This window comes from Sulfurimonas sp., assembly GCF_041563035.1.
Classification (GTDB): domain Bacteria; phylum Campylobacterota; class Campylobacteria; order Campylobacterales; family Sulfurimonadaceae; genus Sulfurimonas.
On record NZ_JBFFNS010000008.1, the window covers coordinates 1 to 21,630 of the forward strand.

At 35.3% G+C, this 21,630-nt stretch carries 20 protein-coding genes; 12 read left to right on the forward strand and 8 right to left on the reverse strand.

Going from position 1 to position 21,630, the window contains the following annotated elements:
* The first annotated feature begins 291 nt into the window (after nt 1-291).
* Together ABZC13_RS07000 and ABZC13_RS07005 are read left to right on the forward strand one after the other, a co-directional pair.
* The gene (locus ABZC13_RS07000; protein ID WP_373001743.1) at nt 292-990 is read left to right on the forward strand and encodes a Bax inhibitor-1/YccA family protein; all 699 of its coding nucleotides are present in this window, start codon (nt 292-294) and stop codon (nt 988-990) included.
* Nucleotides 980-1,393 carry a thiamine-phosphate pyrophosphorylase gene (locus ABZC13_RS07005; protein WP_373001745.1) on the forward strand — a complete coding sequence of 138 codons (414 nt, stop codon included), beginning with the start codon at nt 980-982 and terminating at the stop codon, nt 1,391-1,393. Before ABZC13_RS07000 ends, ABZC13_RS07005 begins: the two co-directional genes overlap by 11 nt.
* Here the strand turns inward: ABZC13_RS07005 and ABZC13_RS07010 are convergent.
* Genes ABZC13_RS07010 through ABZC13_RS07025 form a run of 4 tightly spaced genes read right to left on the reverse strand, consistent with a single transcriptional unit; the run spans nt 1,380 to nt 4,563 of the window.
* Nucleotides 1,380-2,066 carry a methyltransferase domain-containing protein gene (locus tag ABZC13_RS07010; RefSeq protein WP_373001747.1) on the reverse strand — a complete coding sequence of 229 codons (687 nt, stop codon included), beginning with the start codon at nt 2,064-2,066 and terminating at the stop codon, nt 1,380-1,382. The genes ABZC13_RS07005 and ABZC13_RS07010 overlap by 14 nt on opposite strands.
* Nucleotides 2,063-2,860 carry a metal ABC transporter permease gene (locus ABZC13_RS07015; RefSeq protein WP_373001749.1) on the reverse strand — a complete coding sequence of 266 codons (798 nt, stop codon included), beginning with the start codon at nt 2,858-2,860 and terminating at the stop codon, nt 2,063-2,065. The genes ABZC13_RS07010 and ABZC13_RS07015 overlap by 4 nt, the downstream gene beginning before the upstream one ends.
* Before the next feature lie 9 nt (nt 2,861-2,869).
* Nucleotides 2,870-3,634, reverse strand: a complete 765-nt coding sequence (locus ABZC13_RS07020) for a metal ABC transporter ATP-binding protein (RefSeq protein ID WP_373001751.1) — start codon at nt 3,632-3,634, stop codon at nt 2,870-2,872.
* A complete protein-coding gene (locus ABZC13_RS07025) occupies nt 3,631-4,563 on the reverse strand; it encodes a metal ABC transporter substrate-binding protein (protein WP_373001753.1) in 933 nt (310 codons plus the stop codon). The genes ABZC13_RS07020 and ABZC13_RS07025 overlap by 4 nt, the downstream gene beginning before the upstream one ends.
* Nucleotides 4,564-4,693: 130 nt before the next feature.
* Between ABZC13_RS07025 and secG the strand changes: the two genes are divergently transcribed.
* The 4 genes from secG (at nt 4,694) to ABZC13_RS07045 (ending at nt 6,770) form a co-directional block, all read left to right on the forward strand.
* Nucleotides 4,694-5,032: a preprotein translocase subunit SecG gene (secG, locus tag ABZC13_RS07030; RefSeq protein ID WP_373001755.1), complete on the forward strand. Its 339-nt coding sequence runs from the start codon at nt 4,694-4,696 to the stop codon at nt 5,030-5,032.
* Between the two features lie 119 nt (nt 5,033-5,151).
* Nucleotides 5,152-5,709: a ribosome recycling factor gene (gene frr / locus ABZC13_RS07035; RefSeq protein WP_373001758.1), complete on the forward strand. Its 558-nt coding sequence runs from the start codon at nt 5,152-5,154 to the stop codon at nt 5,707-5,709.
* A gap of 117 nt (nt 5,710-5,826) precedes the next feature.
* A complete protein-coding gene (gene pyrE / locus ABZC13_RS07040) occupies nt 5,827-6,435 on the forward strand; it encodes an orotate phosphoribosyltransferase (protein ID WP_373001760.1) in 609 nt (202 codons plus the stop codon).
* A gap of 26 nt (nt 6,436-6,461) precedes the next feature.
* The gene (locus ABZC13_RS07045) at nt 6,462-6,770 is read left to right on the forward strand and encodes a hypothetical protein (protein ID WP_373001762.1); all 309 of its coding nucleotides are present in this window, start codon (nt 6,462-6,464) and stop codon (nt 6,768-6,770) included.
* Nucleotides 6,771-6,779: 9 nt separating this feature from the next.
* Here the strand turns inward: ABZC13_RS07045 and ABZC13_RS07050 are convergent, their stop codons facing one another.
* Complete coding sequence (locus ABZC13_RS07050; protein ID WP_373001764.1) at nt 6,780-8,402, reverse strand: cation:proton antiporter; 1,623 nt, start codon at nt 8,400-8,402, stop codon at nt 6,780-6,782.
* Nucleotides 8,403-8,524: 122 nt separating this feature from the next.
* Here ABZC13_RS07050 and ABZC13_RS07055 point away from each other — a divergent pair, with 122 nt between their 5' ends.
* The 6 genes from ABZC13_RS07055 (at nt 8,525) to ABZC13_RS07080 (ending at nt 17,743) form a co-directional block, all read left to right on the forward strand.
* Nucleotides 8,525-10,144: a CTP synthase gene (locus ABZC13_RS07055; RefSeq protein WP_373001766.1), complete on the forward strand. Its 1,620-nt coding sequence runs from the start codon at nt 8,525-8,527 to the stop codon at nt 10,142-10,144.
* A complete protein-coding gene (gene recJ, locus ABZC13_RS07060; protein WP_373001768.1) occupies nt 10,134-11,723 on the forward strand; it encodes a single-stranded-DNA-specific exonuclease RecJ in 1,590 nt (529 codons plus the stop codon). The genes ABZC13_RS07055 and recJ overlap by 11 nt, the downstream gene beginning before the upstream one ends.
* A gap of 127 nt (nt 11,724-11,850) precedes the next feature.
* Nucleotides 11,851-13,266, forward strand: a complete 1,416-nt coding sequence (locus ABZC13_RS07065; protein ID WP_373001770.1) for a DUF3373 family protein — start codon at nt 11,851-11,853, stop codon at nt 13,264-13,266.
* A gap of 294 nt (nt 13,267-13,560) precedes the next feature.
* Nucleotides 13,561-15,051, forward strand: coding sequence for an NAD(P)/FAD-dependent oxidoreductase (locus ABZC13_RS07070; protein ID WP_373001772.1), 1,491 nt, complete (start codon nt 13,561-13,563; stop codon nt 15,049-15,051).
* Between the two features lie 165 nt (nt 15,052-15,216).
* Nucleotides 15,217-15,540 (forward strand): cytochrome C, encoded by a 324-nt coding sequence (locus ABZC13_RS07075; protein ID WP_373001774.1) that lies wholly within the window; start codon nt 15,217-15,219, stop codon nt 15,538-15,540.
* Between the two features lie 79 nt (nt 15,541-15,619).
* Nucleotides 15,620-17,743, forward strand: a complete 2,124-nt coding sequence (locus tag ABZC13_RS07080; protein ID WP_373001776.1) for a WD40 repeat domain-containing protein — start codon at nt 15,620-15,622, stop codon at nt 17,741-17,743.
* Here ABZC13_RS07080 and fliI read toward each other — a convergent pair.
* Genes fliI through ABZC13_RS07095 form a run of 3 tightly spaced genes read right to left on the reverse strand, consistent with a single transcriptional unit; the run spans nt 17,730 to nt 21,617 of the window.
* Nucleotides 17,730-19,046: a flagellar protein export ATPase FliI gene (fliI, locus tag ABZC13_RS07085; protein ID WP_373001778.1), complete on the reverse strand. Its 1,317-nt coding sequence runs from the start codon at nt 19,044-19,046 to the stop codon at nt 17,730-17,732. The genes ABZC13_RS07080 and fliI overlap by 14 nt on opposite strands.
* A gap of 7 nt (nt 19,047-19,053) precedes the next feature.
* The gene (gene folE / locus ABZC13_RS07090) at nt 19,054-19,638 is read right to left on the reverse strand and encodes a GTP cyclohydrolase I FolE (protein WP_373001780.1); all 585 of its coding nucleotides are present in this window, start codon (nt 19,636-19,638) and stop codon (nt 19,054-19,056) included.
* A gap of 23 nt (nt 19,639-19,661) precedes the next feature.
* Nucleotides 19,662-21,617: a ribonuclease J gene (locus ABZC13_RS07095; RefSeq protein WP_373001782.1), complete on the reverse strand. Its 1,956-nt coding sequence runs from the start codon at nt 21,615-21,617 to the stop codon at nt 19,662-19,664.
* Between the last annotated feature and the right edge of the window lie 13 nt (nt 21,618-21,630).

The following is a 21,630-nucleotide window of genomic DNA, read 5'->3' on the forward strand; positions in this document are numbered from 1 at the left end:
TTAGTTTTCAATGATCTCAAACAATCTCAAAAGCTTCAACTCGAAGTCTCTCCAGGCCTTTTAAACAAGGTCTCTTTGTTTGTGGATGGGAATTATAGGGGGTTGTTGCTTAGAAGTTTCTTAATCGGTTGGGAAGTTTTAGAGAAGTTTCAAAGTTGTTTATTTTTCCCAATACTTTTTAACATAAGCTATTATTTCCTTACATATATATAGAAAATTAAATAGTTGTTGCTATGTATTAACTCTTTATATATAGAATTCTTGCAAACAATATTATTATGAGGAAAAAATATGGGACTTTATGATCGTGATTATGCAAGAGGTAACTCTTTTGCTTATGAAAGTGCGTCTAAAAGTGACACACAAATTATCTCTTTTGTTAAAGAGACATACAAGCTGTTTGCTGCCTCAATGATGGCTGGCGCAGTTGGCGCTTATGTTGGTGTTCCTCTTGCAGGAACTATCGCAGCTTGGTTTATACCACTGTTTATTTTAGAGATTGGTCTTCTTATAGGACTACATTTTGTAAAGCATAAGCCTGGGATTAACCTTATGGTTATGTTTGCTTTTGTGTTTATGACAGGTTTAATGCTTGCTCCTTTACTTTCACAAACACTTGGGATGAGTGGCGGAGGAGCGATTATCGGTAATGCATTTGCTATGACATCGGTTGTGTTTGGTGCAATGAGCTTTTTTGCTATTAAAACTACAAAAGACTTTACAAGTTATGGCAAGCCTTTAATGATTGCTTTATTTGTAGTTATCGGTTTTTCGATTGTTAACATATTCCTAGGTAACCCTATGCTTAGTGTTATCATCTCTGGTGCTGTTGTATTCTTATTTAGCATCTTAGTTATATATGACACACAAAATATTATACGCGGTGCTTATGAAACTCCAATCGATGGAGCTATTGCACTTTACTTAGATTTCTTAAACATCTTTACTGCACTACTCCACCTATTTGGCATTTTTGGAAATGACGACTAGCGAGAAACTATCACCTGAACTTTTTCGGGTGATAGATGCAAATCTAAACCGCCTAAAAGAAGGCATACGAGTTGTTGAAGATATCATGAGATATCGAGACAATAACAAAAACTTCTCTACTAAACTCAAACAACTTAGACACAAATCTAGAATCGATGAAATAGATCAACTGCTTACACATAGAGATAGTATTAATGATGTACTTCGTCCAACAACAGAGAGTGAACTTAACCGCACAGACATTAAGAGTATTATTATTGCGAACTTTAAAAGGGCACAAGAGTCTTCAAGAGTTTTAGAAGAACTGTTTAAACTTCATAATGTCACTTATAGTGAAGACTTTAAATATATTAGATACGAGCTGTATAACTTGGAAAAAGAGATAGTACTTAGTGAGAGTTGATAAAGACCACCTCAAACTCTAGATAATTTAGAGGATAATCATACATTAATTTCTTAGTTTGTTTATAATCCAATACCTTTCTTGAACCACTAACACCGCTATTTTTTATGTACTTAAACATAGCTCTAGTAGTTTCAAATTCCAGCTTATACTCTACTACTCCCAATTCTGCATCGAAATACTTCTTTTGAAGCTTATCTATCTCATCTGTACTTCTTAGCAATGGGGTCAGATTCGCTGTTTCATTTAAAGTTTTAAAAGTGTTGGAACTAAAGATTGCTAAAGAAATAGGAGCGTTAAGACTCTGGATATTTTTAAAGACCATATCGAGATCATCAGCCCACTGCAAAGCAGATGCTGAGAAAATATGATCATATTTATATGTTAGTAGATTCTCAAAGAGTGTTTTATCATTAAAGTCACCATAGATACATTCACAGTTTTTTGCTTTTGGATGCAGTTCAAGCATTCCTGGAGCAAAGTCTACACCCGTAAAGTGTTCATACTTCCAGTCAATACTATTATAAAGTGCTCCACTTCCACAACCAAGATCTAAAATATTTTTAGGTTTATATTTGACTTCTTTTAACAGTCTCTTTATAACTTTGTTTTGAATAACATTATAAGAACCATAATGTAAAGCATGTTTTGAAAATTCCGAACTTATCTTCATCTCTTGTTAACAACCAATGAGATTATAAAGATTACTAAAACAGAAATAACTATAGTAGCACCAGATGGTAGTGAGAAATAAAATGAGAGTGTCATTCCAGATGCCACACTAAGTAAAGCGAAAAACAAAGATAAGAAAAGTGTTCTAACAAAGCCTTGTCTATATTGAAGAGCTGATACAGTAGGAATAACCATTAGAGCACCAATCAATAGACTTCCAACAACTCTAATAGATAAAGCTATAATAACAGCTACTATACTAACAAGAAGGAAGTTAAGTAGTTTTACCTTTATGCCGCTTGTTTTTGCCACCTCTTCATCATAGGCTATAAAGTAAAACTCTTTTGAAAAAAGTAATAATACACTTAAACACAATGTCCCAAATATTGAGATGGTTATTACATCTGCACTACTAACAGATAGAATAGACCCAAAAAGATATGAAAAAAGAGAGTTGTTGAATGCTCCCCCAAGTGAAACTATAATAACAGCGATTGCAAGTGAACCTGATAATAAAATAGCCAGTACCGAATCAGAATATAGTGAGAAATTAGCTCTAAGATACTCTATGAGCCAAGCTGCGAGTATTGATACGATTACTGCCATCCAAAGAGGATTGAATCCAGCTACCAAACCTACTGCCACCCCAACTAAAGCGGAATGGGCAAGTGTCTCACTAATCATAGAATAACGACGAAGGACTATAAAAGTACCGCTAACAGATGCTAACACTGCAATGATCATTCCTACTAAAAAAGCTCTTTGCATAAAATCATATTCAAACATCTCTAGCATCTATGACTCCTAATGCTCATGCTTATGGTTATGAAGCAGGTGTGCTTCTATTCCATAAAGCTCGCTCATCTCTTCACAACTCAGAGCTTCTTTTGGGTTGTTACAGATTATCGCTTTTTGATTTATAGTAAATAGTCTTGCAATGTCATCTGCTATTACACCTATATCGTGAGTAATAAAGACTATAGTAATCTTCTCTTCCTGGTTTAACTGCTTTAAAAGAGCATAAAACCTTTTTTGAGAAACCATATCTACACCGGTATTAGGCTCATCAAGAATCAAAATCTCTGGTTTTGAAGCTAAAGCTCTTGCTATCATAACCCTCTGTCTCTGTCCGCCTGAGAGAGTTCCTATCATTTTATCTTTTAGGTCGTAAACATCCATCTTATTCATTGCGTCTAACACACAGGCTTTATCTTCTTCATTCATTCGTGAAAATAATTTTCTCTGAGAAGTTCTACCCATATTTACAACATCTTCTACAGTTCCTGGGAAGTTTGCGTCTACATGTGTTGCACGTTGTGGGACATAACCTATCTTATGCCACTCTTTAAAATCTTTTACACGCTTACCAAAAATTCTAGCTTCACCTTTTGTTGGTTGCTCAAGACCAAGAAGCACTCTTATAAGGGTTGTTTTTCCACCACCGTTTGGTCCTATGATTGCAATATACTCAGCACCAAAGATCTCTAAAGAAATATTTGAAAGTATATCTTGATCTCCAGCACTAAAGCATAAGTTTTTTACATCAAAGATCGGTAGTGTAAATTTCATTCGCAAACCAAGGCTTTGGATATCTTTTGTAAATTATCAAGCATAATATCTTCATAACTAAGATTTTTTTCTGCTTCATCGTGCGTTATATTTCCAAGTGGCTGAAGCACATCTACACTTACTTTTGCTTCATGGGCTATACTTTTCATTGCCTTATCACTTACAAAACTCTCAAAAAAAACAGTTTTAACATCATGTTCTTTTACATGTTCTATTAGTCTTACCATATTTTTAGCACTTGGCTGAGCATCCGGAGACAGACCGCTTAACGCTTCGACATGAAAGCCATAATTGTTACTTAAATATGAAAAAGCATTGTGATTTACGATGATTGTATCTTTTTTACAATTTGAAAGTGATTTTTTGTATTTAGCATCTATAGATTCTAACTTTGCTATATACTTTTGAGTATTTACTTTATACAGCTCTTCATTCTCTGGAGATAATTTTATAAACTCTACACTCATAAGCTTTGTGGCACTAATCATATTTTGTATATCCAACCAGTAGTGTGGGTCTACTGCGTCATGTCCATGGTCATGGTGAGTATGTCCTTCATGTTCATCTTTAGGTTCTAGCAGTTTAACTGACTTACTCATATCAATAATTTTTGACTTGAACTCAAATGTACTTGTCCATGGCTCAAGGCCTGCACCACTATAGACAACAAGATTACTCCCCATAATTTTAGCCATTAACTTTGGTGTCGGCTCAAAACTGTGAGCATCTACGCCAAAAGGTAAAATCATTACTAATTCCAAACTATCATTTGAAATATTTTTAGCGATATCATATAAGGAGAAGGTGCTTAGGGAGACTGTAGGTTTTTCGTTCTTTACTTCTGCTTTTGCATCTTTTTTTGAAACATACATTTGCAAAATAAAAGTAGCTACGACCAAAACAAATATAATATTTCTAAAATCTTTCATAATTATCCTAAAAATCTTTTTGAAATTATATCCAATTTTACAACTCGCTTATAGTCAATAAGTTAATATAGGTTGGCAATAACTATTTTTTTGGGTATAATTCGCCACTTTTCAAACTTAGGATATATAAATGACAACTAGTTTTTTACTTATTGTTCAGATAATTTTAGTTGTAATACTAGTAATAGCTGTACTTCTACAAAAAAGCTCAAGCATTGGTCTTGGCGCATATAGTGGCTCAAACGAGTCTGTTTTTGGAGCAAAAGGGCCAAGTGCTTTTTTAGCAAAAGCTACTTTTCTTATAGGTTTTTTATTTGTTTCAAATACAATCACTTTAGGTTACCTTTACTCTAGCTCAGCTCAGACTTCTGTAGTTGACAACATGATAGAGACTACAAATGTAGTAGCACCAACTGCTGTTACACCAGTTGCTGCACCGGCTAAAGACGAAACTCCAGCTACAAAATAGTTGCATTACTGCAACTGTTTTAAGCTCCCTACACTCCCACTTTTCAACCACTTTTATATCATTTAAAAAAATTCTTGCTACAATATCGTAATTATTTTTCAAACACTCAAGGAAAAGAAATGCTAAACGAAATATTTAACGCATGTGAAACAAAGATGAAATCAAGCATAGAACATATGCAAAGAGATTTTAAAACACTTAGAACAGGTAAAGTTACAACATCTGTTTTAGACAATGTAAAAATTGATTACTATGGAACTCCTACACCTCTTGATCAAGTTGGCTCAGTAATAGCTGTAGATGCTACGACTATAGTTGTAAATCCTTGGGAGAAAAACTTGCTTTCAGATATCGAATCAGCGATTTCAGCAGGAAATGTTGGAGCAACTCCAAATAATGACGGAGACCAAATCAAACTATTTTTCCCGGCTATGACAGTTGAGCAGAGACAAGAATCTGTTAAACAGATGAAAGGCATGGGTGAAAATGCTAAAGTTTCAATTAGAAATGATAGAAAACACTCAAATGATCAAATAAAAAAACTTGAAAAAGACAAAGAGATTACTCAAGATGAGTCAAAGTCTGCTCAAGAAAAAATTCAAAAAACTACTGATAAATACATAGCAAGCATCGACAGTATCTTAAAAGATAAAGAAGCTGAAATTCTAAAGGTTTAGATTACTATTTAGAATGCCAAAGGAACTAATTCCTTTGACTACGTTAACACTGAGTTCTCTTTAGCAGAGGACTCTCGCACCCTTGGTGCTCTTAAATAATCATATTAGGAATTTAAAATGGATGTTAAAAAAATATACATGGATGCAGATGCTCTTCTAGAAGGGCACTTTAAACTAAGCAGTGGAAATCATTCTCAGTATTACCTACAGTCTGCAAAAGTTTTAGAAGACCCAAAAACAGCTAAACTACTTGCGGATGAACTCGCTTGTCAAATTAAAGCAAGTGGCCTTGAAATAGATACAGTTTGTGCCCCTGCACTTGGTGGTCTTATAGCTGGTTTTGCACTAGCGCAAGCATTGGATGTTCGTTTTATATTTGCTGAGAGAGTTGACGGTGTGATGAACATTCGCAGAGGCTTTGAAGTAAGCAAAGGTGAAAAAGTTTTAATGTGTGAAGATATCATTACGACTGGCGGATCTGCAATGGAAGCAGCAGCAGTTGTTAAAGAGCTTGGTGGCGAGATCGTTGGTGCGGCAGCACTTGCAAACCGTGGTTTTTGTAAACGAGAGAATAGTGATGTAGAGACTAAACCAAACTGTAAACTTCCACAAGATATTCCATTTTTTGCACTGGCTGACTTTACTTTTGAGATGTATGCACCAGATGCATGTCCTTTGTGTAAAGACGGCAGTGAAGCTATAAAACCGGGAAGTCGTGGGAACTAATTTATTTATCCGTAAGAGGAAATGTAATGTCACAAAACTTTAAAGTAGATATCGAGCACCTACAAAAGGTTCAAAGAACTATCAGAAAAGCAGGAAATATTTTTCCAAATGAGACCCAACTAATAAAAACTCTTGAAGAACTTATCATCAAAGCGCAGGATGATGAGTGCTTAAATACCTACTACTCCATGGCTCAATATTTAAAGCAAAGACTAAAAGAGCTTCGTACTCATCTAGAAATACCTCAGCAGGGTGTTGAAGAAGCTTTTATCGATCTAGATTGGAGCATCAACTATCTTCATTGGCTCGTGGCAGAACAAAAAGAAGAAAAATAAAATACAGCCTTAGCTGTATTTTAACTGACAAGTCATCATTCGCTCTACCAGTATACGACCCACTTCAAGCTTAGAATCCACAACAACAGTAATATCCAAACCGCTGAGAGCCTCTTTATCTTCTAAAGTAGCAACTTTTACAATCAAATTAATATCTTTTGTATGTTTTAAAACTGCCTCACAAATTGCACGTTTTTTATCTATATTGTCAAGTGTAACTATAACAGCTGCCGAACTTTCAGCGTGAAGAGCCTCCAGCATTGACAGCTTTGACATATCTCCAAGATATGCTTCTTTACCTTCCGATAAAGCCTCTTGAACGTGCTTTGGATTATTATCTATCACAACATAAGGGGCATCAATAGCATCTAGATGTTTAGCTGCAAACTTACCTACAATACTGTACCCACAAAGAATTACATGATTTTCTCTTGAGATAAAATCAGAAGTATCCAAACCTAAATACTCATGTCGGGTAATGCTACTTACCAATCTATTAATCCTAGATATAAAAAATGGAGTCACTATCATAGAGAAAATAACCACGAGAGTTAGAAGAGATTCCAGTTCTTTATCTAAAAGACCGCCCATACTTGCAACGGCGAAGATTACAAAAGAAAACTCTCCTACTTGAGACAGCGCAAGAGCTGTTTTAAGTGATAGGACATGTGATGATGTTATACGAAGCAGAAGATACATGATAATACTTTTTAGAATCAACACAAGAACAAAGATACCAACGATAACACCAATGTTGTCTATAAAATATAAGACATCTATCTTCATACCTACAACAATAAAAAATGTACCAAGTAGAATATCTTTAAATGGAGCGATATCTAACTCAACCTTGTGATGATACTTAGTCTCTGCAATAATCATACCCGCAACAAAAGCACCAAGAGAGTATGTAAAACCCATAAATGATGCTAAAAGTGAAGCACTTACAACAATGAACAAGACAGAGCCCATAAATAGTTCATCAACTTCGCTAGATGCAGAAAAATGCAAAAGCCATGTCATGACTCTCTTACCAACAACAAACATCAGCACCATTACTACTATAGCACTGACTATTGTATCTTTCAAAATCACTGCAACAGACTGATCGCCTTCGCTTGTTAGAAACCCAAGTAAGATTAAAATAGGTATAACGATTATATCCTGAAATATAAGTATACCTGTTGCACGTTGACCATAAGGGTTATATATTTCTTTTGAGCTTTTTAGATAACTGAGGACTACTGCCGTAGATGATAAAGCAAAAGCCAATGATACAATAAGTGCAGAAGTCGCGTCTAGTGAAAATATATAGTGTGTAATAACATAAACAACTAAAGCGGTAAATCCCACCTGCATAAAACCGTTTAAGAATATCTCTGTTTTCATACTGTTCATTTTTCTCAAAGAGATCTCAAGCCCAATAGTAAACATCAAGAAAACTATACCAAATTCACCTATATGTTCTAAAGTGCTTGAGTTATTCATCTCTCTTAGATCAAACGCATAGACTAGTATTGTACCAGTGAGAATATACCCTATGATTTGTGAGACACCAAGACGCTTTAAAAACAGGTTTAAAACTGTAGAAACACCTAAGGCCATCACGATATAAAGTAGTGCTGTGTCCATTTAAACCCTTATTGACTAATTTATAGCCATTATATACTATATTTTCTAAATTCAACTATACAGATTTTAAGAGATTATATACTACAATTCGCGATTATTAAAATATTTTTTGGAGTTTATGCATGACTAAATACATTTTTGTTACCGGTGGGGTTTTGAGTTCTCTTGGAAAAGGGATTACAGCTGCTAGTGTTGGTACTTTACTTAAACACTCTGGTAAAAAAGTGGGCATGCTAAAAATCGATCCATATATCAATGTTGACCCTGGAACTATGAGTCCACTGGAGCATGGCGAAGTTTTTGTTACTAAAGATGGTGCTGAGACTGACCTTGACATCGGAAACTACGAAAGATTTCTAGATAGCTCATATCTTAAATCAAGTAACTTTACTACTGGTCAAGTTTACTCTTCAGTTATTGAACGTGAACGTGCCGGTGGTTATCTTGGTCAGACTATTCAGGTTATTCCTCACATTGTTGGCGAAATCGTAAATCGTATAAAACTTGCCGGAAAAGGTCACGATATACTTGTTGTAGAGCTTGGCGGAACTGTTGGTGATATAGAAGGTCTTCCTTTCATGGAAGCAATCCGTCAGATGAAACATGATGAAGAAGTTGCCGGAACTTTCTTTATACACGTAACACTTATCCCTTATATCAAAGCTGCAGGTGAGATGAAGTCTAAACCGACTCAACACTCAGTTCAAGAGCTTCGTCGTATTGGTATTACTCCTCAGATGATTATTGCAAGAAGTGAAAGACCACTTCCAAAAACTTTCAAGAAAAAACTTGCTATGAGTTGTGATGTACCAAATGACAGTGTTATCGAAGCACTGGATGCTGCAACTATTTATGATATCCCTGTAACTTTTTTAAGACAAAATATCCTAAAACCAATTGCGAAAGAACTTGAACTTGGAGAACTTGATCCAGATATGGAAGAGTGGGACTCTTTAGTTAAGAAGATTGTTCAACCTAAGAACCGTGTAGTTGTTGGTTTTGTTGGAAAATACCTTGAACTAAAAGAAGCTTATAAGTCTTTAACAGAATCACTTATTCACTGTGGTGCGCATCTTGATACTAGAGTTGACATTTGCTGGGTTGACTCTGAAGAGATCGAAGAAAGAGGTTCAGAGGCACTTCTTGGTGACTGTGACTCTGTTTTAGTTGCAGGCGGTTTTGGTTCTCGCGGTGTTGAGGGTAAAATCCAGGCTATCGAGTATGCTCGTGTAAATAAAGTTCCGTATCTTGGAATCTGTCTTGGAATGCAGCTAACACTTGTTGAGTATGCTAGAAATGTTCTTGGTCTTGAGGGTGCTAACTCAATAGAGTTTGATGAAAACACACCGCATCCAATGGTTTATCTAATAGATAACTTTTTAGACCAAAGCGGAGGAATGCAGTTAAGAACGCATACATCGCCGATGGGTGGAACTCTAAGACTTGGAGAGTACCCTTGTGATACTAAAGAAGGTTCTATTCTGAGAGAGGCTTACAGTGGTGAAAAAACTATTTTTGAGAGACATCGTCACCGTTATGAAGCAAATCCAGCATATCGTGAGCAGTTAGAAAAAGCCGGCATGATTGTTACCGGTGAATCGAACGGTCTTATTGAAACAGTTGAGATAGAAGGTCACCCTTGGTTCTTAGGTGTTCAATTTCACCCTGAGTTCACTTCTAGACTTCAAACTCCAAACCCTTCTATACTGGCATTTGTTAAAGCTTCATTGAGTGCTGAGTAACATACCAACATTAGATAAGCAGGCTCTATTTGAACTGCTTTCTAATCGCTTTGAGAGTGAAGATAAAAAACTATCACAAATCCCAAATCCTGCCTTGCTTCAAGATGCCGAAAAATCCGCTAAAAAAATAGCAGATGCTATAAGAAAAAATAAAAAAATAACTCTTGTAGGTGATTATGATGTTGATGGTGTTAGCTCAACAGCAATAATGGTAGACTTCTTCAGACAAATTCCCTATCCTTTAGATGCAATCATCCCAAACCGTTTTAGAGATGGTTATGGTGTTAGTCCAAGTGTTTTAGAGAGAGTAGATACTGACTTAGTAATCACAGTAGATAATGGCATCTCAGCTCTTGAGGCAGCACGTATTTGTAAAGAGAGAGGAATTGACCTTATTATTACAGACCATCATACTCCAGGTGATTCTCTTCCGGATGCTTATGCAATAGTAGATCCAAAACTCCCAACTTGCGAATATCCTTTTAAAGAAATATGCGGAGCACAGGTGGCTTGGTTACTTTTGGCACTTGTAAAAAAAGAGCTAAACCTCTCTATAGACATGAAACAGTTTTTAGATATCTTAGCTATTGCAATTATTGCTGATATTATGCCTCTGATAGATATAAATAGAACTCTAGTAAAAGAGGGACTAAAAGTTTTAATAAGTTCAACTAGACCAGCTTCTATAATTATTAGAGACTTTTTAAATAAATCAACAATTACATCTGAAGATATAGCATTTCAAATCGCTCCCAGGATAAATTCTGCAGGAAGGCTAGAAGATGCTCACATAGCCTTAGAGTTTTTTACGGCAACTGACACCAACAAAGCATACAAACAGTTTGAATTACTGGGGAAACTAAATGATCTTAGAAAAGAAACTGAAGCCGAAGCTACTAAAGAGGCCATAGAAGATGCTGACCCAGATGCAAATGTGATTGTTGTCGCTAAAGAGAACTGGCATGAAGGTGTTGTCGGCATCGTTGCTGCTAGACTTGTGGACAAGTTTGGTAAGCCAGCAATAGTTTTGAGCTGTGAGCACGGGGTGGCAAAGGGAAGTGCCAGAAGTATTGGAAATGTAAGCATCTACGAGCTGATAAAGGCGAATGAACAGCTGTTAACTAAGTTTGGCGGTCACAAAATGGCAGCTGGGCTAGGACTCAAAGAAGAAAATATAGAAGCTTTTAGAGATGCCATAAACAAAAGTGCTTCAAATATAGATCCTAATGATTTTATACCAACAGACAAAGTAACAGGTATATTATCTAGTGATGACATAGACTTCGAACTACTTCATTTACTACAAAACTTCGAACCATATGGAGAGGCTAATCATCGTCCGTCTTTTTTACTTAAAGGTGCAGAAGTTGTAAGTATCAAGACTATGGGTAAAGAAAAATCACACTGTAGAATTACACTAAGACAATTCCCGCATGATAGAAATACTTTAGAGCTGGTTCTATTTAGACAAGTTTTAGAGATGCCGATTGACAAAAAACTCTCTTGCAGTTATACAATTGCAAAGAATGAATTTAACGGAAGAGTCTCACTACAACTACTCGTAAATAAAATTTATTAAACTTAACTATAATAAACCACTGACAACAATTATCAAAATAACTTATTATAATAATATCTTATAATTCTTACTTATAATTATAATTATGCTACAATGCGTAATATTTTTATGATAAAAAAGGAAACACATGAAAAAAATAATCGCACTATCAACTGTTGCTTTTTTAAGTACAGCTCTATATGCCAATGCAGATATGCAAGCACAAATTGATGAACTAACAAAAAAAGTTCAAAAGTTAGAAAAAACACAGAAGAAAAATACAAAGAAGATAGGTAAGGTAAACTCACTTGCTGCAAAAGATAATATCAAGTTTGATATTGACTTTAGAACTTCTTATGATAACTTACAGTACGAAACTGTTGGTGGAAATAAATATACTAACGATGCATTATACTCAAACCGTCTATGGTTAGGTATGGGTTACGCTCCAACAGATACTATGCTTTTTAAAGGTCAACTCTCTTTTAACAAAGCTTTTGGTGCTAGTTACAACCAACGTGCTAAAGGTGGATATGACCAGTTTGACTGGGTTATTAATGAAAACCTCACTGATGATACTTTAAAAGTAAGAGAAGCATACTGGTTATGGACTCCAACTGTTGGTGGATTTCCAACAACTTTAAGTGTGGGTCGTCGTCCTGCAACAAATGGTTTTCTAATCAATCATAGAGATGATGATAAAGCCAAGTCTCCACTAGGTCATATCATCAACATGGAATTTGATGGAGCGAGTGGTAGTATAAAATTAGATAAATATGTATCTGGTATGTATATTAAACTTTGTCTTGGTCGTGGTATTACAAACGCTAAAGCAAGATTTGACCAAGCTGGTCTAGACTACACAGAAGCTGGTAGTCCAGCTTTAGACAATATGGATTTAACCGGCGTTATATTTAAACCATATGATGACGGTCAATATTCTCTTATGACGAATTACTATCGTGCATTTAATGTAATCGGTAATGATGTATCTGGTCAAAATGGTGGTACGCCTGCTGCACCGGTAATGACTACTTATGGTGAAATGGACGGTGCCGCTATCTCTGGTCAAATAGTAGGTATTGGTAATGAAATCAATGACTTCTTGGATAACACTATTCTTTTTGCTTCATTTGCATGGTCACAAACTAGACCAGATGGTACTCAAAGAATGCTAGGCTCTGCTGAAAAACAAGCTGGTTCATCTTACTGGATAGGTACACAAATGCCGAATCTTACTGGTGGTAAATTTGGTTTAGAGTATAACCATGGTTCAAAATACTGGAGACCATTCACTTATGGTGAAGATACTATGATCGGTTCAAAAATGGCTGTTCGCGGTAGTGCTTATGAGGCTTACTGGACTCAACCAATTATAGATGATGTATTTTCTATGCAAATTAGATATACATACTTAAAGTATGATTACACTGGTTCAAATGCTTTCTTTGGAGATGGTGGTGCACCTGTAAGTATGGCAACTGCTTTATCAGCTCCAGCAACTTATGGTGACCCTGTTGAAAAAGCACAAGACATACGTGTATATTTCAGATATAGATATTAAATAATGTTAAAGAGCTCTTTTAGAGCTCTTTATGCTTCCTCTATAGAAAGTTTATTTAAACTTATAATAATTATAATATAAACTCTCAAAACCCCCTAATTTACACTATTTGAGCACTTTTTATAAATTTACTTTTTTGATACATTTATATAAAAAATTATGCTAAAACTAAACATCTTATCACTCTATTGTGATAAACGGCACTAAACTTACCAACTTAAACGATTTTTAAAAAAAAATTAAGCCTCTAACATGTACAATCATTTCACTTTATCAAAATACAGGGGAAGTAGTATGAAAAAAAACGAAATCTTAGAAGAGATTCTAAACGAAGTAGATAAGCATCCAGAGATTATGTCTCGTCGTGAAGCTATGAAATATTTAAGCGTGTCTCCAATGGCTGCATCAATTTTAGCTAGTGCTACAGTAGGTGCTGCTTCAGCAACTGCTTCAGGTGCAAAAGGTAAAATTGTTATTGTTGGTGGTGGTTTAGCTGGTATGAGTACGGCTGCAAGACTTAACAACACTTTATCAAATGCTGATATAACTGTAATTGAACCAGATCCAATTTCTGTATCTTACCAACCAGGTCAAACTCTAGTAGGTGCTGGTCTTTGGGATCTTTCAGATATCACATATAAAAGAGATGATTTTTTACCAAGTGGTGTTAAGCTAATCAAAGGTAGTGTTACTGCTTTTAATCCAGAGAATAACTCTGTTACTGTTGATGGTTCAAAAGAAGTTTCTTATGACCAAATGATTATTGCTACTGGTCTTATGCTTAACTATGGGGCTGTAAAAGGTCTTGATGGTGTTATTACATCATCTGGTAAAGACAACGCTGCTGTTAAAAGTAGCGGTATCGGTAAAGATGGCCTTCACTCTATCTATTTCCAAGATGGTGCAGCTGAAACATGGAAAGGTATTGAAGAGTTAATAGCTAAAGCTAAAGCTCATACAGGTCCTGAAAAGCTTCAAGCTGTATTTACTCATCCAAATACACCTATTAAGTGTGGTGGTGCTCCGAAGAAAATTATGTATCTTACAAACGCTCGTCTTGAAGAAGCTGGTGTTAGAGATAAAGTTGAATTAACTTTCTATCCAAATGGTGGTGGAATGTTTGGTATTAAAGATTACCATACTGCAATCGTTCAACAGTTCAAAGATAGAGGTTTCAAATGGCACTATAAGCATAATCTAGTAGAAGTAGATACTGCTAATAAAGTTGCTGTATTTGATCACCACTGGAAAGAAAAAGGTGAGTTCGATGAAGATTTAGCAGAGTACAAAATGGTAACTAAGCACGAGCGTGTTGAAGTGCCTTATGACTTTATGCATGTTACTCCTCCAATGAAAGCTCCAGATGTTGTTGGTAAATCAGCTGTTGGTTCTGGTAAAGGATGGGTTCCGGTAAATAAAGAAACTCTTAGACACGTTAAATTTGAAAATGTATGGTGTTTAGGTGATGTTGCTGCTGTACCAATGGGTAAAACTGGTGGATCTGCTCGTAAACAATACAAAGTTGTTGTTGACAATCTTATTGCAACAATGGAAGGTAAATCATTACCAAGTAAATACGATGGTTATACAGTATGTCCACTTATCACAAGTATCGGTACTGTTATGCTTGCTGAGTTTAACTGGGCTTCTAAGAAACCAGGTAGTGGTGTAAATGCTGCTTCATTCCCACTTGACCCAACTAAAGAGAGATGGATCTGGTGGTTATTAAAAGTTTATGCACTTAAACCAATGACTATCTATGGTATGCTTTCAGGTAGAGCATAAAAATTTTTAAAGTGAAGCATCAGCTTCACTTTATCCTCTTCCAAAAAAACCCAAATTTTCTTTCTATTATGTTACATAAATACTAAATATTATATTTTACTTTTATAATATATATAATTTTTATAAAATCTTAGTTAGAATGTACAAACAAAATAAGGAGACACAATGAATAAAATTGTAAAAATCGCACTTGCTGCTATGTTAATGCTAGGTATGAGTTCTGTTACACTAAATGCAGATGTTGCAAAGGGACAAAAACTTTATCTTAAAAAACTAAAAGGTTCTTGTGGCATGAATGGTGCCAAAATGGCTTCTCAACACTCTCAAAGTGAGTGGGAAACTTTAAAAGAAGAAGGTAAGCTTGCAGATGAACTTAAAAAAATCTGTCCAAAAGCTCCAAGCAAAGCTTTACAAGACAAATATCTTGAACATTACTATGATTTCTTTTTTGAATATGCTAACGATAGCGGTAACGTTCCATCTTGCTAATTTAACCCTTGAGTCACTCTCGTGACTCAAACCCCTTTCGTTTAAGCCTCTAAACTACTTTTTTTATCTATAATTTTATATGCCTATAATCAATGATTGTCAACAAGCTCGTTCAGAGATAGCAGCCTTTACAAAATTCAATGATAGCTCCTTTGCTTACTCAACAAAGTATCATGGTGCGAAAATCATTACCAAAGAAGGGTGTGGTGTTGAACTTAGCTATAAAAATGAAAATCTTAACTTTAACGCAACGGCTGTCTGCTTCTCGCCAGATGCAAAATTAATCGCTTTTGCAACAAAGACACACCTTCACATTGCAAATATGCAAAATAAACAGATTATTAAAAGTATCTTCCTTGATAATGAAAATTTAACTATATTATCTTTTGATCTATCTTCTACATACATTATTGCTGGGAATAGCGAAGGTAGAGTTCTTTTGTTTAAATATAATTCTAGTTCTCAACTGGCTAGATTATGTTCTTTCCCTTACCAAAGACCAAAAACAAGAGTTAAAAAGAACTTCGTAAGTGCCATTACATTTCATAAGAACCTTTTAGCAGTTAGTGGTTATGGAGGTGCCATTTTTATTATTGATATATACTCAGGAGCTAACAAAAGTGTACATCTTCATGGAACCTCACGTAAAAGTGCTTTATATTTTTTAAATGAAAAAACTATCATAAGTGGAGACAATGAAGGTAATTTACAACTCATATCAATACCTAATGATAATATTATTAAGTCTATAAGTCTGCCATTTAGAAAAACTAACCAAATAATATCTATACCAAATACAAAATATTTAATAGTACATGCAAATACAAATATAATGATTATTATTGACTCTAAAGAGTACAAAATTATTCATAATAATTACATAGAGTTTGAAGATGATATTCATGCGATAGAAGCTCTAGACAGTAAAACATTGGTAGTATCTCTAAAAAATCAAAGAATCCTATATGTTGAGCTGCCAAGTCGTGAAAGATTAAGTTCACTTATTCTTCATAACTCTTTAGATGCAGCATATGAGCTTATTGCAAGAGAACCTATGCTGCAAGATACATTAGAGCATAGATCTATGGAAAAAATGTATGATAAAGCATATTTAGGTGCTGCTAAGGCTCTAATAAATCAAAATAAAGAGTTAGCAAATCAATTAATGCAGATATATGAAGATGTTGACTCCAAACAAGAATCAATAAGACTACTGTTTCAATCCTTTGCAAACTATAACAGATTTAAGACTCTTTACATGGAAAAAAAATATGCTCTTGCTTATGCAATGAGCAGTAAATTTCCAGCACTAAAAATAACCACACAATACGAGAGTATGGAAAGTAGATGGAAAGAGACTTTTACTAATGCTCAAAGACATATACTGCTTGGCAAACCGGATTATGCAAAAGCTCTACTAAAAGAGTACATTACAGTAATTGCCAAACGACCAATTATACAACTTATACTAAAACACAATGACCTTTTCATAGACTTTCTAAGGGCACTGGACAAAAAGGATTTTAAAAGAGTAAATGAAATAGCACGTCAAAATATTTTATTTACTCAGATGCCAATCTATGAAACATTAGAGGGCGATATTCAAAAGTCTATAACTAGAATAGAAGTTTATATAAAAAAGAATAAAATTGAACTAGCTAAAAAGAGTTTGTTAAAGATAGAAGGGACCCCAGGTTTTGACAAGAAAGTAGAACAACTTTACTCTATGTGTGATGATATGCGGAAGCTACAAGAAGTATATGAAAAAGATGATTTCTACGCCTGTTATGAACTTATTGATACATTCCCTCATCTAAGCTTTAGTGAACTTGGGGAACTTCTACAAAAATACTGGCTAAAACTTATGGATGAATGTGAAGAGTACGCACTTAAAGGAAATATACAAAGCATCAAAGCTGTTTTAGGGGAACTTATCACATTGAATGGTAGAAAAGACAGAATTGGTGATTTACTTAGAGTTAGTTTTCAAGTACAGATAAAATATTTTCTATCAAAGAAGAAGTTTAAGAGTGCTCAGAGCGTTATTTATTCTTATGTAGATATCTTTACTAAAGATAGTGAGATAAGCTCTTTAATGGCTAAATTTGAGGCTCTTACAGGTAAAAAGCTAGCTATAACACTTCCTCAAGATGAAAAAGTGTCTAGAGACAGCTGGCTGAGTTCAAAACTTATAGTTGATTAGAAGACATAAGAGCCATAAGTTCTTCCAAGCTATCTTCATAACCTATCTGCTTATCAGAGTCCTGAGACATGAACTTTTCCATGCCCTCTTTTTTATTCATAGCTTCATCCAGTTCTGAATCTGTACCTTTAACATAGGCACCTATACGAATCAGCATCTCATTCTCTTTTAAAAGAGTGTAGAGTCTTCTAAATTTCATAACTGCTTTCAAGTGCTCTTTGGAGATAATGTCATTCATAACCCTAGATGCAGAGTTTAAAACATGAATAGGCGGATAGATGCCAAAGTCCGTGAGTTCACGCGATAAAACTATATGTCCATCCAAGATAGAACGGGATTGATCAGCAATTGGATCACTCATATCATCACCTTCTATTAAAACAGTAAAAAAAGCTGTTATAGAGCCTTTCCCGTCTTCTTTTCCTGCACGCTCCATCAACTGAGGCAGAAGTGTCAAGGATGAAGGAGGGTAACCTTTTGAAGTAGGCGGTTCACCAAGAGCCAGACCAATCTCTCTTTGAGCCATAGCAAATCTCGTAACAGAATCCATAATAAAAAGAACATCTAAGCCTTGATCTTTAAAGTACTCCGCTACACTCATGGCTGCAAAAGCACCATACTTTCTCATAAGTGGAGAGTCATCAGAAGTTGCCACAATAATTACAGTGTTCTCTAAATCACCTCCCAGATTTTTCTCTATAAACTCTGGAACTTCCCTGCCCCGCTCACCAATAAGTGCTACAACTTTAATCGGAGCATTTGATCCTTTTACAATCATACCCATGAGGGTTGATTTACCAACACCACTACCGGCAAAGATGCCAAGTTTCTGACCTTTACCGCAAGTAAGAAGTCCATCTATACTCTTTACACCAACACTAAAAATCTCATCAATCATCCCTCTTTTCATCGCAGCTATCGGAGCCTTAATAATTGGTGACATTATTGAATTGTTAATACTACCCTTTTCATCTATTGGGCGCATAAATGGATCAACCACTCTACCTAAAAGAGATTTTCCAACTGGAATATTCATACCTGCTTGGTCTAAAAAAACTCTATCACCGGAACAAAATCCTTCTACAAAACTAAATGGAGTAATAAAAAAAGTAGGTCCATCAATCTCGGTAACCATACCGACAGTTTCTTGAGCAGTAGTATTAGAAATTATTTTTACCATATCACTAATGCTTACACTTAGCCCTGTAGCAGTAATAACTGTAGCGTTGATTTTTACAACCTCACCAAATGCTACTGAGTAGTTTTTAGATGAGATTTTATCTTTTAGTGATTTAAATGGCATAATGAGTTTAGTATCTCGTACCTGTAGGTGAATTAATCAGGGAGAAAAATTCACTTCTTGTTTTTTCATCTTTTTTGAAAAGACCACGAAGTGCACTAGATGTAGTTGTAGAGTTTATCTTCTCAACACCACGCATTTCCATACACATATGACGAGCGGCAATTACAACTGCCACACCCTTTGGTGCAATAGCTTCCATAATAGCATCTGCTATCTGCTCTGTCAATTGTTCTTGAATCTGCATGCGACGAGCAAATACATTTACAACTCTTGGTATCTTGGAGAGTCCTACAACTTTTCCATCTGGGATGTAAGCAACATGTACACGACCAATAATAGGCAGTAAATGATGCTCACAAGTAGAGTAAAACTCTATATCTTTTAAAAGTACCATTTCATCGTTAGAACTTGTAAAGAGTGCTTTTTCTAAAATCTCTTTTGGGTTTTCTTTGTATCCGCCATATATGAATTCATATGCTTTTCTGACCCGAGAAGGAGTCTCTAAGAGCCCTTCTCTATTCGGGTCTTCATTCACATGAAGCATCATTGTTTTTACAGCGTTTTCAAATTCTATATCTTCGTTTTTATTCAAAGTATTGCCTTTAAAGATATATCCTACGATACTAAAACATGAGGAACTATCAACGGATATTTCTTCATTTTTCTAAAAATATGTTTTCTTACTATTTGACGAAGATCATTTTCCAGTGCTCTTGGATTCTCAATCTGTCCATCTTTAACATGCAGTAAGAAGTTTTCTAAGATATCTTCCATCTCTTTTGCAAAAGCTTTATCTTGTTTGTCTGCAACAATACCAAATGTAGTAACTTTTGGTTTTGCAAGCATCTTAGTATGCTTTCCATCAACCTGAGCAACAAGCATAACGATACCGTCAGATGCAAGTTTTTGACGATCAAGAACGATATCATCTTCAATCTGGTGATTGTTTTGATTATCAATATATGTTTTACCAGTCTTAACTGTTTTTACTTTACGCATATATTTTGGAGCGATTTCTATCTGATCACCATCAGTCATAATCATGATATTTCTCTCAGGAACACCACACATCATCCCCGTCTCTTTATGTGCCATAACATGATTGTACTCACCATGAACTGGTAAAAAGAATTTAGGGTTTGTAAGACGAAGCATAAGTTTTTGTTCTGCAATAGAAGCGTGACCAGATACGTGTATGTCTTTTTCTCTAGAAATTGTTGCTCCTGCACGCTGCAGATGATTTAACATACCAGAGATTGAACCTTCGTTACCAGGAATTGCACGAGAAGAAAGAACGATTAAATCCGTTGGCTTAATCTTAACATGTCTGTGTTCACCGATTGACATTCTAAATAGTGCTGAACTTGGCTCACCCTGTGAACCTGTAGTAACTATAAGAACTTCTTTATCATTCATGTGTGAAACCTGATCTGGTTCTACAAAAGCACTTTTTGGAAGTTTTATATAATCATACTGCATAGCAATCTCAATATTACGTTCCATTGAACGACCGATTACACAAATCTTACGACCATATTTAATACCATACTGGATAGCTTGGAAAACACGGTGAATGTTTGAACTAAAAGTTGAAAGTAAAACACGACCTTCAGCCTTAGCAAAAACTCTATCTAATGCAGGCGCAACGCTTAACTCTGATGGAGTTGGCAATGGATTATAAGAATTTGTTGAATCACTTAAAAGACATAAAACACCCTTCTCACCATAGTGAGCAAGTCTATGCAGGTCTGCTGTATAACCATCTATCGGTGTATGATCTATTTTAAAATCACCAGTGTGAATAATAGTTCCGGCATCTGTAGTAATCGCTAATGAAGATGAGTCTAAAATAGAGTGAGTCATGTGCATCCACTCGATTTTAAAATCTTCACCAATATCATAAACTTCTCTTTTTACAACTGGGTTAAAGTATTTTCTACACTCTTTAATATGGTGCTCATCAAACTTATTACCAATCATCGCTAAAGGGAGTGGTGTTGCATAAATTGGAAATTGCATCTCTTTATAAAGATATGGCATTGCACCAATATGATCTTCGTGAGCGTGAGTGATTATTACGGCTTTAATCTTATCTTTGATTTGACGTAGATATGTAAAATCTGGTACTAGAATATCTACACCATGCATATCTTCATCTGGAAAACTCATTCCAATATCAACTAGAATAGCTTCTTTGTCAGTTTCAAATACTGTAATATTTCCACCGATTTCACCAAGTCCACCGAGTGGTGTAACACGTACTTTTGACTTAGAATTTAAATCTAATTTATAGTGCGGGTTTAGTCTTTGCTTATGTGCTTCTTGATTTTTAGCTACAAATGCTTTTAAATTTTCATCAGTCGGTGCAGGTTGTCTACGATGACGATTACGACTTTTATTTTTATTTGGGTTACTCGGCTTAGCGCCTTTGTTGTCACTATTGTTAGCATTAGCATTTGGCTTAGCAGCGTTGTTATTTCTGTTAGAGTTGTTATTAGGTCTTCTGTTGTTATTTGGTTTGCGGTCTGATTGAGGGTTAGTTTCCTGATTCCCTTGATTCTCTTCTTCCATCCAAACTCCTTTT

Bases quoted from the DNA above. Each gene is read 5' to 3' on its own strand.
- ABZC13_RS07025 (WP_373001753.1), bottom strand. From the start codon at position 4,563: ATGAAAGATTTTAGAAATATTATATTTGTTTTGGTCGTAGCTACTTTT.
- ABZC13_RS07095 (WP_373001782.1), bottom strand. From the start codon at position 21,617: ATGGAAGAAGAGAATCAAGGGAATCAGGAAACTAACCCTCAATCAGAC.
- ABZC13_RS07080 (WP_373001776.1), top strand. From the start codon at position 15,620: ATGCCTATAATCAATGATTGTCAACAAGCTCGTTCAGAGATAGCAGCC.
- ABZC13_RS07000 (WP_373001743.1), top strand. From the start codon at position 292: ATGGGACTTTATGATCGTGATTATGCAAGAGGTAACTCTTTTGCTTAT.
- ABZC13_RS07055 (WP_373001766.1), top strand. From the start codon at position 8,525: ATGACTAAATACATTTTTGTTACCGGTGGGGTTTTGAGTTCTCTTGGA.
- fliI (WP_373001778.1), bottom strand. From the start codon at position 19,046: ATGCCATTTAAATCACTAAAAGATAAAATCTCATCTAAAAACTACTCA.
- ABZC13_RS07050 (WP_373001764.1), bottom strand. From the start codon at position 8,402: ATGGACACAGCACTACTTTATATCGTGATGGCCTTAGGTGTTTCTACA.
- ABZC13_RS07065 (WP_373001770.1), top strand. From the start codon at position 11,851: ATGAAAAAAATAATCGCACTATCAACTGTTGCTTTTTTAAGTACAGCT.
- ABZC13_RS07005 (WP_373001745.1), top strand. From the start codon at position 980: ATGACGACTAGCGAGAAACTATCACCTGAACTTTTTCGGGTGATAGAT.
- frr (WP_373001758.1), top strand. From the start codon at position 5,152: ATGCTAAACGAAATATTTAACGCATGTGAAACAAAGATGAAATCAAGC.
- ABZC13_RS07075 (WP_373001774.1), top strand. From the start codon at position 15,217: ATGAATAAAATTGTAAAAATCGCACTTGCTGCTATGTTAATGCTAGGT.
- ABZC13_RS07010 (WP_373001747.1), bottom strand. From the start codon at position 2,066: ATGAAGATAAGTTCGGAATTTTCAAAACATGCTTTACATTATGGTTCT.
- ABZC13_RS07015 (WP_373001749.1), bottom strand. From the start codon at position 2,860: ATGCTAGAGATGTTTGAATATGATTTTATGCAAAGAGCTTTTTTAGTA.
- ABZC13_RS07070 (WP_373001772.1), top strand. From the start codon at position 13,561: ATGAAAAAAAACGAAATCTTAGAAGAGATTCTAAACGAAGTAGATAAG.
- ABZC13_RS07045 (WP_373001762.1), top strand. From the start codon at position 6,462: ATGTCACAAAACTTTAAAGTAGATATCGAGCACCTACAAAAGGTTCAA.
- ABZC13_RS07020 (WP_373001751.1), bottom strand. From the start codon at position 3,634: ATGAAATTTACACTACCGATCTTTGATGTAAAAAACTTATGCTTTAGT.
- pyrE (WP_373001760.1), top strand. From the start codon at position 5,827: ATGGATGTTAAAAAAATATACATGGATGCAGATGCTCTTCTAGAAGGG.
- secG (WP_373001755.1), top strand. From the start codon at position 4,694: ATGACAACTAGTTTTTTACTTATTGTTCAGATAATTTTAGTTGTAATA.